11 protein-coding genes are annotated in these 13,641 nt (G+C 46.6%); 4 read left to right on the forward strand and 7 right to left on the reverse strand.

Translation table 11 applies throughout. The annotated features are described in order from the left end of the window. The first annotated feature begins 111 nt into the window (after window positions 1–111). Both ACP2WE_RS04775 and ACP2WE_RS04780 read left to right on the forward strand, forming a co-directional pair. Window positions 112–1,494, forward strand: coding sequence for an AAA family ATPase (locus ACP2WE_RS04775; RefSeq protein WP_425214443.1), 1,383 nt, complete (start codon window positions 112–114; stop codon window positions 1,492–1,494). Continuing rightward, a complete protein-coding gene (locus ACP2WE_RS04780; protein WP_425214444.1) occupies window positions 1,491–2,273 on the forward strand; it encodes an HNH endonuclease family protein in 783 nt (260 codons plus the stop codon). The genes ACP2WE_RS04775 and ACP2WE_RS04780 overlap by 4 nt, the downstream gene beginning before the upstream one ends. A gap of 332 nt (window positions 2,274–2,605) precedes the next feature. Here ACP2WE_RS04780 and ACP2WE_RS04785 read toward each other — a convergent pair whose 3' ends face one another. The 5 genes from ACP2WE_RS04785 to ACP2WE_RS04805 all read right to left on the reverse strand — a co-directional run bounded on the left by ACP2WE_RS04785 (window position 2,606) and on the right by ACP2WE_RS04805 (window position 6,580). Continuing rightward, complete coding sequence (locus ACP2WE_RS04785) at window positions 2,606–3,610, reverse strand: heme o synthase (RefSeq protein WP_425214445.1); 1,005 nt, start codon at window positions 3,608–3,610, stop codon at window positions 2,606–2,608. A 99-nt stretch (window positions 3,611–3,709) separates the two neighbouring features. Beyond that, entirely contained in the window at window positions 3,710–4,660 is a 951-nt protein-coding gene (locus ACP2WE_RS04790) for a COX15/CtaA family protein (RefSeq protein WP_425214446.1), read from the reverse strand. Between the two features lie 298 nt (window positions 4,661–4,958). Beyond that, window positions 4,959–5,489 carry a Spy/CpxP family protein refolding chaperone gene (locus ACP2WE_RS04795; RefSeq protein ID WP_425214447.1) on the reverse strand — a complete coding sequence of 177 codons (531 nt, stop codon included), beginning with the start codon at window positions 5,487–5,489 and terminating at the stop codon, window positions 4,959–4,961. 69 nt (window positions 5,490–5,558) lie between these two features. Further along, window positions 5,559–5,972 (reverse strand): hypothetical protein, encoded by a 414-nt coding sequence (locus ACP2WE_RS04800; RefSeq protein WP_425214448.1) that lies wholly within the window; start codon window positions 5,970–5,972, stop codon window positions 5,559–5,561. Beyond that, window positions 5,969–6,580 carry a sigma-70 family RNA polymerase sigma factor gene (locus ACP2WE_RS04805; RefSeq protein WP_425214449.1) on the reverse strand — a complete coding sequence of 204 codons (612 nt, stop codon included), beginning with the start codon at window positions 6,578–6,580 and terminating at the stop codon, window positions 5,969–5,971. Before ACP2WE_RS04805 ends, ACP2WE_RS04800 begins: the two co-directional genes overlap by 4 nt. Before the next feature lie 188 nt (window positions 6,581–6,768). Here ACP2WE_RS04805 and ACP2WE_RS04810 point away from each other — a divergent pair, with 188 nt between their 5' ends. Both ACP2WE_RS04810 and psb30 read left to right on the forward strand, forming a co-directional pair. After that, the gene (locus ACP2WE_RS04810) at window positions 6,769–7,269 is read left to right on the forward strand and encodes an LmeA family phospholipid-binding protein (protein WP_425214450.1); all 501 of its coding nucleotides are present in this window, start codon (window positions 6,769–6,771) and stop codon (window positions 7,267–7,269) included. A 100-nt stretch (window positions 7,270–7,369) separates the two neighbouring features. Next, window positions 7,370–7,510 (forward strand): photosystem II reaction center protein Ycf12/Psb30, encoded by a 141-nt coding sequence (psb30, locus tag ACP2WE_RS04815; protein ID WP_425214451.1) that lies wholly within the window; start codon window positions 7,370–7,372, stop codon window positions 7,508–7,510. Here the strand turns inward: psb30 and ACP2WE_RS04820 are convergent. Together ACP2WE_RS04820 and ACP2WE_RS04825 are read right to left on the reverse strand one after the other, a co-directional pair. Beyond that, a complete protein-coding gene (locus ACP2WE_RS04820) occupies window positions 7,484–9,037 on the reverse strand; it encodes a YcjF family protein (RefSeq protein WP_425214452.1) in 1,554 nt (517 codons plus the stop codon). The two genes, psb30 and ACP2WE_RS04820, sit on opposite strands and share 27 nt — an antisense overlap. Window positions 9,038–9,209: 172 nt before the next feature. After that, window positions 9,210–13,634, reverse strand: a complete 4,425-nt coding sequence (locus ACP2WE_RS04825) for a beta strand repeat-containing protein (RefSeq protein ID WP_425214453.1) — start codon at window positions 13,632–13,634, stop codon at window positions 9,210–9,212. Window positions 13,635–13,641: the final 7 nt, after the last annotated feature.

Below are 13,641 nucleotides of genomic sequence, written 5' to 3' on the forward strand. Positions count from 1 at the left end.
ATTTCTTGGTAGGAATACAAATGTTTGGGTGAACTTAGATAATGCCCTGATAACCTTATGTCTGCTCATATAATCAGTATCATATCTCTATAGGGTTCTCAACCAAAAGTTATGACAACCGAGCCAAAAAAAGCCAGAGGTAGAGGCAAACCTAAGGTATCAAATAGCAAAACTCCTCCTGCCTATTTCCTGTCCTTGGAAGTAGAGAATATCCTCTGTTTTAAAGATCGGCGAGTTCTCAATCTTACTGACAAAAATGGCAATCCAGCACAGTGGACAGTTATTTTAGGGAATAATGGAGTTGGCAAAACCACACTCCTACGGTGCTTAGCTGGGATGGAGCTAAGAGAGTACTTACTTGAATCAGGTAATTCTTATACCTACCCTATACTTATTGAACCTTATACTTTTACAAGTGCTTTAATGTGGTTGGAACTATTAGATTCTTCTAGGGCTCGAATTATCACAAAGTTAGTCAGCGGCAACAACCTCTCAGAGATTAAAAAACCTGAACGTATAAAGCTTCAAGAACATCAGGTGGATTTACGTATAGGTAGTGGATATCGAAGTACAGCCCAAGAATTAAAAGGATTGATTTGTTACGGCTATGGAGCGACACGCAGAATGGGACAAACTTCTCTCAGTGACGGAATTCCCTCCGAACATACGGAAAGCCTTTTTTCGGATGAAGTATCACTAATCAATGTTGAAGAATGGCTATTACAAACTGACTACGCTTCTAAATCAGCTTCTGGACAAACGCAAGATCGTTTAAAGAAGCAATTTAATGACATCGTAGAAGTCCTGAAACGAATTCTACCTGATGTTGAGGATATTCACATTGCACAAGTAGATGAAGATCACCCACGTCCAAGAGCAGAGTTTAAAACACCCTATGGATGGGTAAGGCTTTCTAGTTTAGGATTGGGATATCGTACGATGATTGCGTGGATGGTTGATTTAGCTGTGAGATTATTTCAACGCTATCCCGATAGTGAAGATCCATTGGCTGAGCCAGCGATTGTGCTAGTTGATGAGATCGATTTGCACCTGCATCCCAAATGGCAGAGAACCATTATGGAATTTCTCACGGAGAGATTTCCCAATACGCAGTTTATTGTTACCGCCCATAGCCCATTGGTCGTTCAAGCTGCACAGAATGCGAATATTGTGTTGCTGAGACGGGAAGGCGATCGCGTTGTGATTGACAACAATCCCGAAATCATTCAAAACTGGCGCGTCGATCAAGTACTTACCAGTGTTTTTGAGCTTCCCTCAGCCCGACCTGCGGCTATAGAACCTCTGTTAGATCGAAGATATGAAATTCTTTCTAAAGCACATCTTACTGAAGCTGACGAAGCTGAATTGAGCCAATTAGATCTGCAAATTGGGTCATTGCCCACAGCACAAAATCCTGAAGATATCAAAGCAATGGATATTATTCGTCGCGCAGCTAAATTACTAGAAAATTCTCAGGGGTCGATCGCTGAGTGATTCACATCAAAAAGTCATCAAAAGTCCCAGAAAAACTTACCATAGAGGGAAAGAAGAAACGGCGATCGCATTGCAGTAGCTATTCTCGCAATCCCTCGGCTTATCAAGAAGGTAAGGAGTTTAAGTTTGCTAGTTCCATCTATGCTCATGACAGTGTGAAACAAGCATTGATTGAGGATCAACACCAGAAATGCTGCTTTTGCGAGCGATTAACTGGTACAGATGGTGATGTAGAGCATTTTCGTCCAAAACAAGCTTACAAACAGGCAAATGGAGAATCTTTACAACGCCCGGGCTATTATTGGCTTGCCTATGAATGGGATAATCTCTATCTTTCTTGTTCAGCCTGCAACCAAAGACACAAACAAAATCTATTTCCTCTCCAAAATCCATCAGAACGAGCAACCCATCACAAGCAAAATGTCGATCGCGAACAACCTCTATTCATCGATCCGAGCAAAGATAATCCTGAAGAGTTTATCGGCTTTCGAGGTGAGTTTGCCTATGCAATTGATGACAATCCCAGAGGGATAGCAACGATTGAACTGTTAAAGCTGAACTTGCGATCGCTTGATGAAGCAAGGCTCCAACGACTCCAAATATTAAAACGCCAACATGATATTTTGGAAAAAGCACTCAATCAACCTCACAATAGTGAACTCCAGAATTTGGCTAGAATAATAAAATATGATTTAGAGAAAGCGACTAAAGATGAAGCGGAATTTGCTGCGGCAGCTCGTTGTGCTATTCGTTCTGGCTTCCAGTTTGTCAGCGATTAAGTTCTGCCATCTCTAAAGATTTTGACTTTATGCTATTTTTGTTGCGCTTGCTCATCCTCAAAAGCCCGCGATCGCCAATGCTGTTGACTCTGACTGGCGAAATTATGAGAAGGTTCTAGCGGAGCATGGTGTCAAAATAGACTTCCTTTGTCCCGAACTTCAGCCTAAAAGCTAATACCAATTTCTTTTGAATTTGCGAAAGATCGGGTTTTGTCTTCCGTGCGGAGCGCAGTCTTTTCAAAAAGTTTAAAAACTTATCCATAAATGTGGGTCAAAAATCAGAAGGGGCGCTGTATACAGCGCCCCTTCTGATTTGATGCAGGAAAGTATTTTTAGGAATTTAGATAAGTTGAGGATAGAAAACCAAGCAAATTACTGAAGCTACCTGTTACATAGGCAGTGATTTGGTTATTCAGAATATGGGTAGCAGGGAGGCTATCGACACCCATAGCAATACAGAGAAAAGCCAGATAGAGAATCGAATACTTAAACACAGAACGGGCAGTTTGGCGATCGCTAGGATTTTGCAAAAGCTGATAAGCCTTTTGAATAAATACCCCACCTAAGTAAAGTGCGATCGCTGTGTAAATCACCCCCATGACATGCAAAGGGTAGACCAGTAGCATCGTTACAGGCACTAACAAAATCGTGTAAATCAAGATTTGCTTGGCTGTTGCAGCATCGCCTTCGACCACTGGCAACATGGGTACACCAACCTTGGCATATTCATCGCGAATCATCAGAGCCAAAGCCCAGAAGTGTGGAGGTGTCCAGACAAAAATAATCGCAAATAAAATCCAAGCTGCCCAACTGAGGTCGCCTGTCACCGCCGCCCAACCCACCAGTGGAGGAATTGCGCCTGCTGCACCGCCAATTACAATGTTTTGCGTACTCGATCGCTTGAGCCAACAGGTGTAAATGCCAACGTAGGTTGCAATGCCAGACATTGCCAAAACTGCCGCTAAAAGATTCGCACAAACCGCCAATAGTGTAAAAGAAATAATTGCCAGAGCGATCGCAAAGATCAGGGCATCTCTGGGGCTTACTCGTCCAGAAGGAAGCGGACGCCAGCGCGTGCGTTCCATCACATAGTCAATATCGCGATCGTAGAGACAGTTAATCGTATTTGCTGATGCCGCTGCCAATGCCCCACCTAAGACTGTCGTCAACATCAAGACTGCATCAACCTGCCCCTCTGAGGCAATCCACATTGCTCCTGCGGTCGTGATCAAGAGCAATACAATGATGCGAGGCTTAGTTAACTGGACGTAACTTTGAAGCACTTCATAGAGGTTCCGATTACGTCGTGCGACATCGGCATAGATAAGTTCTTGCATCTATCGACTCCAAAATAGAGGTTTTGTAATTTGTCTGTAGGGAGTTCCCAAAAGCTTGCAAAGATCGTGGCTAGTGATTGAATTCGCGATCGAAATTACTCAAGAGACTGCATCCAGTTTCTCTGGATCTTGGCGTGTGAGATCGCGCAACGCTAAAACCGTGAAACAAACTAAAGCTCCAAGTAAAGCGGCTCCTGTAGCTTGGTGAGCAACGGTGAGCGGTTCAACTTGCAGGTGTAACTTATAGGTGGTATATCCGATCGCGACTTGCGCAAACAAACAAATCCCGACCACATAGGATAGCCGTCTCAGTATGGGGTGAAGCGCAGCCGTTTTCCAAGCGATTGCGACCACTGCGATCGCTGCCAAGCTAGCAGGCACAACCCCAATTAAGTGACTATTCATCACTGCACATAATTCTTCGTTGGCAAAACATTGATGTAATGCCCAACGCGAGGCAACCAAGCCACCCAAGATACTTTGCAAGTAAACCAATATAGCCGCTGTTAGACCGGCCCAAGGCAATTTGCCAGCAGTGTGATTTGGTGTATAAGGAATCAGTGCTACGGTAATACTCAAGAGGCTAGAGAAGAATAGTAAGCCCGTACCAAGGTGGGCTGTAACGATATCAAATCGGAGCAGTTCTGTAACCGTCAGCCCACCTAAAACGCCTTGAAAAATCACCAAAAATACTGCCCATGTTGCGCCCCAAGGCAACCATTTGGGTAGTGTGCGACGAAACCACCAGACTAAACCCGCAAAAATCAAGGTTAAAAATCCGACTGAAGAGGCAACCAAACGGTGAAACCACTCTAGAAACACCTGTAGGTTCATTTGAGCAGTAGGAATTACTTCGCCATAACACAGCGGCCAATCAGGACAGGATAATCCTGCATTCATCACCCTTGTGGCACTGCCCAAGCCCATGAGAAAAAATGTAGCGATCGCTAGAGTAAAGACAAGGCGGCGCACATAAACAATTGGCTCGGGTTTGGAATTCGCTTGTGTTTCGCTGTGGGAAATGGTTGGAACAGAAAGGGAGTCAGCCATTTGGAAATGATTCACTCGACAACAACTGGATAGAGATCGTGATGTAATGCCGTAGGATATTTCAAATTTTGGGCATCTCGATTGTTTTTATTCTTACCAATTTGTTAAGAATATCTAAGAAACTCAACAAAATTTAATTTATCTTGAGGCATATACAACCACCTATAGTAAGTGAGACTAAATACCTATCGTAGATGACTTAACAATTTCTGAAGATACTTCTAAAAACCTTAAGGATCTTAGCTTAGAGATCTCGTAATTCTAACTTTGGCAATCTCGCCAACTTGGCTACCAAGAATCAACGTCCTAGAAAAGGTTTTCGTCTCTCATGGCGGCGCTGTTTCAAAATTTCGACTAGCTGACTGCGTTGCTGGGGTGTCAAAATTTCTCGCGTTGCCAGCATACGCTCAAAATGAATTTGTTCGAGCTTTTGTCTCAGCCCTTGAACTTGGTTAAATTTTTCTCGTACTCGATCGCTTGAGGCTGAGTCAGACATGAGGCTTTGTAGTTCTGTCTGTGCTGTTTGCAGTTGTTGTGTTGTTGTTTGGATCTCACTCTTATTGGTTTCACGAATCGCCTTCATCTGGCGCAGTTGAGCATCTGAAAGATTTAGTCGGCGTAAAACTTGCCCTTGGGGGAGGGCGGTAAAACCTTGCGTTTGAGTCTCTTCGGTACGTGATTTTGCCAAAAGGACTGGGGATTGCGCGCTAACATCTTGAGCTTGCGACTCACCCATGCGCGAACCCTTTAAAAAACTGGGAACCAAAACACCTGCGGTTATAGCGATCGCAGCACTGGCAGCAATATAGCGAATAACTTTAGCGTTCATGGTCATTACCTTACCTATCTGTTTAATCTGATATAAATCTAAAAATAAATCTAAAAAAGCCACTCTTCCCTACTGATAGCTAGTAAAGCTCTCAGTCGATGGATCGAGAAGCAAATAAGCCGTTGCGGTATCCTCGGTTTCTTGATCGGTAGAGGTAGACCAGCTATTAACCAGAGAAGCCTCGATCGTGTCCCGATCGGCTTGGCTGAGTTGGGGTTCGGCAGGACGGCTACCAAACCAAATTCCAGCAGCCATTGCCGCGATCGCCAAGGGCAAACCCCACAATAGGTTCTTGTAGACTGATGATTTCGTCTGCTTGTGAATCCGTTGGGTCTGGGGCTCAGATGCAATTTTGCGCATGATTTCTTGTTCCAAATTACTGACTGGAACGGGAGCCGCAGCTTTATATTGCTGCAAAAAACTTACAAGCGCGCGATCGTCGTCACGCTCTGAAGACTTTCCTGAAGAATTGTTTGGTTTCATAGCTCTACGCCTTGGGATTCTAGAAACTGCCTCAAGCCAGCACGCGCGTGAAACAGACGGGATTTAATCGTACCAATGGGTACTGCGAGGATCTCAGCAATTTCTTTTTGTGGGATCTCTTCTAGGTCATGCAATACCAAAACCGTACGGTGATCGAGGCTTAGTTCGGCTAGTCCCCTTTGTACGAGGTCTTGATAGTGCATATCCATCAACTCTGTATTCGTACTCGTTGTCTTTGCAGACGCCAAGTCAGAGAGATTTTCGAGCTGTGTATCGTCTACAGAGACATTTCGCGATCGCCCTTGGGCTAACGTTCGGCGGCGCTCGCAGGCGACATTCCAAGTAATGCGATAGAGCCAAGTGGAGAATTGTGCCGTTTGTTTAAACTTACCAAGCCCCTTCCATGCTCGCAAAAACACCTCCTGCACCAGATCGTCCAAACCATCACTGCCACATAGCTGAAACAGCGTCGATCTAACTTTTTTTTGATGTCGCTGATAGAGCAAACGAAAGCTCTGCGATTTTCCTTGCAAACACTCGCGTACAAGGATAATGTCTGGATCTGATTGGCTGAATTCCGCTACTTTGGTAAATACCACTGTGAGCATTTATACTTATGAAAAGGTTTGGTTGGTGAAAGAAGCGATCGACAACGCGATATCTACAAGTTGGGAATCTACATATTTTGACTGAGAAAGTCCAAACAAGGTTCAACTGTCACTTGTTAACTGTCAACTGTCAACTTTTTCACCCTAGAGTTTTACTATAAATCCTGTTCATTTGTTTAAGCTCAACTATGTCTGTAATTAGTACTGTCTTGATCCCCATTATTAAACTTTGGCTGCGATCGCAGGTAGAAGCAATTCAAAATTTAGAAATTAATGTGGGGGGTAGCAGTCGGCAAATTTTGCAAGGGAATATCCTAGAAGCAACGGTCTCCGCCGAGCACATTATCTACGAAGGATTGCATGTAAGTGGCATCAACCTTAAAGCCAGTGAAATTCATTTAAACATCGCTCAAATCCTCAAAGGAGAATCCTTAAAGCTGCTTCAACCGATCGCTGTCCGTATGGACGCAACCCTTGAAGCCTCTGATTTTCAGCAATGCTTGAGTTCGCCCGTGTTTCTAGATGCGATTCACAAGACAGAAGCTCCTGAAGCAAAAACAGATGAAGAGATACGCGCTTTGCTAGAGATGCTTGTCGATAAGTTAGGTGATGACTTTACCCTTGAAGAATTAACCATAGAGTCGGGTAACTGCCATTGTCGCGGTTCCTTTGCGATCGCTGCCACCTAGTCAAAACTGCCCAGATGAATCCCCAAGATTTAAGGTGCGATCGCGCTTTAAAATAGGTAAAATGACAATCACGTCTTTATATTAAATTACAAATACTGGTATGGAAATTTTTGATGGGATTACAGGGTTTTTCTCGGCGATTAACTTTGAATTGATTTTTCAACTGACTTGCTTAGGTTTGATCGTTGTGTCTGGTCCAGTCGTAATCTTCCTTTTAGCCTTTAAAGGCGGAGATATGTAACTGGTTTTTCAGAATATTGGATACAAAATTTGTAAAAAAATAATCGCCCTGCGTGCTGCGGAATGTATTCTGACAGAACTCACGCAGGGCATTTGTCATGGAGCTAGAGCCAATGGGTAGATGGGGTTGCTGCTCTAAATAGGTAATAAAGCTTTGACCGCCAATGTGAGTGAGGTATGCGGAGGCGATCGCTTGGACGGAGCCACCGATCGCATAGGTGACAGCATTGGTTTTGAGACAGGTGGCGATCGCAGTTGTCGCTAATTCTACACAGCCCAGTTGCAGCAGGTTTTGAGCGATGATCGAGGCAGTCTGCTGGGCTTGTTTGAGATTGAATGGGCGATCGTAAACGCGACTAATCTCAATCAAAAGCTGTGTATTGATTGCAGCACTGGCAACTAAATCCAAGGCAGGCAAGGGATTTGCGAAGGTCGTGGTCGCCACAATGACCTGATAGCGAGAGAGAATTTTTTCTGCTTCGGTACGCTGCAACTTTTGTACGGTCTGTTTAGCTTCTCGCTTTAAAGATTGAATCTGCAAATGGGTATTGTTCAGTAAGAGTTGTTCCCATTCACTAGAGAGAATTTGCTCGATGCGTTGTTTTAGCGCGGCAATATCTGGGGGTAAAGTTTCCAGCCATTCTTTTACAGGCTGTGCGTTGGGTGCTGCAGCCAAGGTTTCATACTGCCGCACTTTGATCGGATTCGGTTGCGCCGCGATCGCTACGATATCCTGCGCTGACAAGAAGCCTGCGGTACGTTCGGCAAGTTTTGCCTCAACCAACGCCAGATCGGTGGGTAAATAGCAATCGGTTTTATTGAAAGCCAAAATCACGCGTTTGCCTAAGCCAACCAGATACTTAAATTGCTGGTATTCTACAGCAGTTAGATCGCCTGCGGTGACAAAAATCAGGAGATCGGCGGCATGGGCTAAGCGAGTTGCTTCCAACTCTCTGCCCCGACCACTGAGACCCATTTCTTGAATCCCTGGGGTATCGACTAACGAGATTTGCCGCATATGCTTACTTTTTTGGACAGCATCGCGCTCGGAACTTCGCTCGGCATCATAAACGTAGGTTTGGGCTGTTTGCGTTGTGCCAATGGTAGCTGCCGTTTTGCCTGAATCCTTACCCGTTTTGCCAAGCAGGGCATTAATTACCGAGGTTTTTCCTGCGGAACCAGTACCAAATACCACAATCCGAAATTGATTTTTTTCGAGATTGCTGGCAATATGTTCCGCCCGTTGCATTAAGTCTTGACGGCTGCAAAGATCGCTGATTTTGGCAATCGTCTGTTTTACCTGCTGAAGTTGCTTTTGCAAGCTAGGGCGATCGATCGTCTCGGGTTCGCTATGGACGCGATCGCCAACGCTGCGCCGTAAATTGAAAAACAATAAAGCCCCACCAACGAGAAATATCGCAGCACTTATTGCCTGCCAGTCATTTACAACCGTAGCGATCGCATTGCCAGTTGCCAAGACAGTGACTGTTCCTAAGCCTAAGTACAGGAATGCACGGGAGTTAAGCATCAAAATCGTTCAGTTGAATTGAATACACATAAAGATTTTATATGCGTCGGTACATTTGCGGTGACTTGACAATAACTTTTACCTTTCCAAATAAGCGGGGAAAGCGCTCGGAGAAACGCTTCTATTGATTTTGGGAATTGAGACCCGAATGCTTCGCCACTACGTTATTTAGTTATTTCACAATGGTGCGGAAGCGCACATAGCCCGAAGCAGCAGCGGGTGCGCCAGCAGCAGTAGCATTGGGGATGTTTGGCAGATCGGGGTTACGGGTTACATCGACGACCACAATGCCATTGACGTTAGCACCTGTACCACCGCCGCAGTTGGCGGGAATTGGCGTGGGTGCTGCCAGAAACTGACCGCGATCGGGTGGATCGTTAATTGTGGTCATGTAAGCAGTTGGTGTGGCGCTAGCATTCGTGGCGATCGCCATACCCAAGTCAGCCGTTAAGCCGCCATCTGTGGGTAACAGCCCGTTATAAGAGTTGGGAACATAGGTTTGGTTTGGTAAGACGCGATCGCAGATTCTCACACTATTGGCATTGGCAAGCCCAGCATTGAGAAAGTAAACCGTGTACTCTAGCAAATCATCAGTACGGACATTATTGACTAAGATTTCTCCTTGCAGATAGCCCACTGCCCAACCAGCATTGTTGTCATCAGGGGTACTAGGGTCATCAATAACATTCGTCAATGGCGTGTTGTTAACGCGCGTAATTCGCTTGACGAGAAGTACCTGCGGCGAATTGCCCACAACTAAGTTGGCATTCGCGGGCAGGGGATTGGTTGTACCCGAGTTGGTTACCAATGCTCCTTCTGGAATCACGTTTGGATAGGTTCCAGAAGCATTGGCAGTAACGGTAATCGAGATCGTACAGTTCCCATTCGCTGGAATCGTGCCACCTGTGAGGCGGACAAAGGTTGTGCCAAAGGTGACCGTGCCGCCACAGGTCGTGCTTTGAGCAGGAGTTACGGCGGTCAAAACCCCTGCGGGATAGTCGTCTTGCAGGCTTGCACCTGTGAGTGCAGTACTAGTCGGGTTTTGAACGACAATCGCCAGTACCGAAGTGCCTCCTGGTGGAATATTCGTGGGTGTAAATGATTTTAAAAGCGTGACCGTTGGCCCAACCGTCAGGGTTGCTGAAGCAGGTTGAAGATTGCTGATCCCTCCATTTGCTGTGACATTGCCCGCAGGAATGGTATTGAGAAAAGCACCAGCCACGGTAGAGGTGACATCTACAGAGATCGTACAATTTGAGGTAGTTGCTAAGGTTGCCCCATTGAGGACAACTGAGGTAGCGCCCGTAATTGCGGTTACGGTTCCCACTGGACAAGTTGTCGATGCATTAGGTGGATTCGCCACAACAACATTTGCTGGTAATGGGTCAGTCACGGTCAAGCCCGTGAGAGGACCAGCTAGTCCGTTGATCAGTGTAATAGTGAGGGTGCTGCGACCATTAACAGCGATACTTGAGGGCGAAAAAGCCTTTGATACACTGAGGTCAGGGCCAGCACTAAGACTGGCACTTGCAGCAGCCGTATTGCTCACACCCTCACGAGATGTAATAATCCCAATCGGAAGCGTGTTTGTACGGTTGCCTGTCACTGTTAAGGTAACTCGCAACGAGACATTACAAGATGCACCAGTATTTAAGCTTGCACCTGTAAGCGTAAAAGTATTTGAACCTGGGGTTGTTGTCACCACTCCACCCGGACAAGTAGTGGTGGCATTTGGGACTGAGTAAACGATCATTCCTGCTGGCATCGTATCCACAAAACCAGCGTTGGTTAGGTTAATCCCAGCCCCAGGATTTGTAATTGTAACGGTCAGGATTGAGGGTTCTCCGATACTGATATTAGGTGGAGCCGTATTCTTAACAAGGGTTACGGCTGAGACCACACGAGTCAGCGTTGCACTGACGTCTGCTGGGCTGGAGAAACCTTGAGCAGTAGTGATGGTTCCCGCAGGGATCGTATTCACAAATGTTGCGGGACCAGTGCCATCCATGACCACATCAAAACGCACCGTACAAATACCCGGTACACCACCAATTTGTTGTGGTATGGTTGCACCCGTGATGGCGACAGTACGAGTCCCTGCCGTCGTGGTGACATTGCCGCCAACGCAAGTCGTACTGGCATTGGGTGGGTTAGCTACGATTGTGTTTGCCTGTAACCAAGTATCGTTAAAGGTGGTGTTGGTAAGAGGAATGGGAAGCGTATTGGTCAGAGTAATCACCGCAGTAGAAATACCATTTGCGGCGATGCTGGGCGACTGAAATGCTTTAGAAGGGGCAAGCGGCGAAATTACTGTGAGCGGGGCAGTTGGTAATGTCGCACCTTCACCCTCTGCGTTACTAAAAGCTGAAGGTGTATTGTTATAGGTAATTGGTGTCGGGAATGCACCTGTCTGAGTCTGGTCGATCTCGATCACGTTTAGAGATATGGTGCAAGTGCCAGTTGTCCCACCAGTATTTGCAGGGATGGTGCCACCGACAAGACTAAATGATGTACTGCCTGAGGTTGCGCCAGTAATTGTACCACCGCCACAATTTGTGGTCGTGAGACCAACTGGGTTGGCAACTTGCAAGTTAGCGGGCAGATTGTCAGTAAGCCCAACGTTTGTTAGAGGTTCTGGAACTCCTCCGTTACTGCGGCGATTGTTAGCGATTGTAATCGTCAATAGCGAGGGCACACCACGCCTAACGTTGTTCGGAGTAAAAGTTTTCCCTACAGCGACACGACTGGCAACCGTGACCCGCCCCTCAGTGCCCGTAACGCCATCACTGTCAAGCCCCTCACCATTAACAATAGAGTTATTTGGAATTGTATTATCAAAGTTTGTGCCTACGGCTGAACTGGTAGTGACATCAAAGGAAATATTGCAAGTTCCTCCTGGGGCAATTGTTGCTCCTGCGAGAACTACTGATGTATCTGAAGCAGCTAGGGGTGGAGTAATTGCACCTCCACCACAGCCAGCAAGATTTGAGTTGGGTGGGTTGGCGATAATTAGTCCAGCAGGTAGGTTATCGGTGAAGCCAACTCCTGTGGCGGTTACACCCGAACGATTGTTTACAGTAATTGTGACGCGAGTGGTGCTGCCTGGCGCAATCAGATTGGGAGTGTAGGTCTTACCGACAAGTAAACCTGCATTTACCGTCATCGGTGCCGTTGCTGGCGCGGTATTGGTTCTACCCTCAGTATTACCCAGAGCGCTAGCTGGGATTGTATTAGTGACAGATGTACTCGGTGGACTGCCTGGTAAGTTACCTGTTGCTCCCGCAGCAGGCTTCACATTTACAGTTACGGTACAAGTTCCTAAAGCATTCGTTGCAGGATTAGATCCCGGCACTTGGGCGGTATTACCGCCACCAACATTGCCATTGTTGAGGTCAAAGCTGGTTGCATTTGTGGCTACTGTGAGCGTTTGAGAAGTTCCTGAAGAGGTGCAGGTGGTCGTGGCGGTGGTATTTGCGATTACCAATGGAGCGGGTAAGCTGTCTGTGAGCGTAGCATTTGTGAGTGCCCCACCACCATTCGTGATCGTGATTGTGAGTGAAGTAGTTTGCTCTTCGTTAAGCGTGCCCGTACCAAAGGCTTTGGCGATGTTGACTTGGGTTTGGACGTTTAAGTTAGCACTTGCGACATTGCTGTTACCGATCAGATTGTCTGTGCTAAGCGAATTAGCTGGAATCGTATTTGTGTAAGTATCTCCGACGGTGCTGGTGGCATCAAAGGTAATCGTACAGCTTCCATTTGCTGGAATTGTGCCGCCCGAAAGTGAGACCCCTGTGTCACCAGGGAGCGTGTTAACCGTTCCACCCGTACAAGTGGTGGTGGGCGCGATCGCACCAGGGCGAGTGTCTACGGTAACATTAGCTGGCAATGTGTCGGTCAGCGAAGCTCCAGTCAGAGCGTAAGGGTTTGTATTATTAATGGTGAGGGTAACCCTTGAGCGCCCGTCACCAGGGATCGTGTTTGGGGCAAATGCTTTATTGATCGTTGCAGCGGTCTGCGGCAAAATCTGCAGCGTAGCGCTGCTTGGGTCAGCATTGTTCAGTGTGGCAGAGGTGACGCTTCCTGCATTGATGGTCTCAATGTAGTTACCAGAAATAAAACCTCGAACGGGGACATCAATTTGACAGAAAGCGCCTGCGGCAAGCGTTCCGCCCGTGAGCGTTACCGAACCAGCCGTGCCTGGGAAACTACCTGGGGTGGAACTGATAGCACCTCCACAAGTGCTGGTAATCGCAGGAGCCGCTGGGATAATTAGCACTCCTGGGGATGTGGCTAGAGGATTTACCAAGCCAAGATTGGTAAGTGGTGCACCGCTATCGTTGTTAATTTGAATCCGCAGGATCGAAGTAACTCCCGGAGCCACGCTGGGCGGAATAAACTGATTTGTAACCCGAAGCAAGGTTGAAACTTGTGCTGAAGCAGGATTGGGGAGGAACCAATAATTTTGCGTAATCACCAGCAAAAACACAGACAAGAAAACACCAAATCTTCGCCAGATTTTTTGGGAGCGATCGCGCGGATTTAGGAATCGCAAAATCCACTGAAGAAGGTTTTGGGTCAATGCTTGCCAACTGCTCATGCTGATA

Source organism: Tumidithrix helvetica PCC 7403 (genome assembly GCF_965232925.1).
GTDB lineage: Bacteria > Cyanobacteriota > Cyanobacteriia > Pseudanabaenales > Pseudanabaenaceae > Tumidithrix > Tumidithrix helvetica.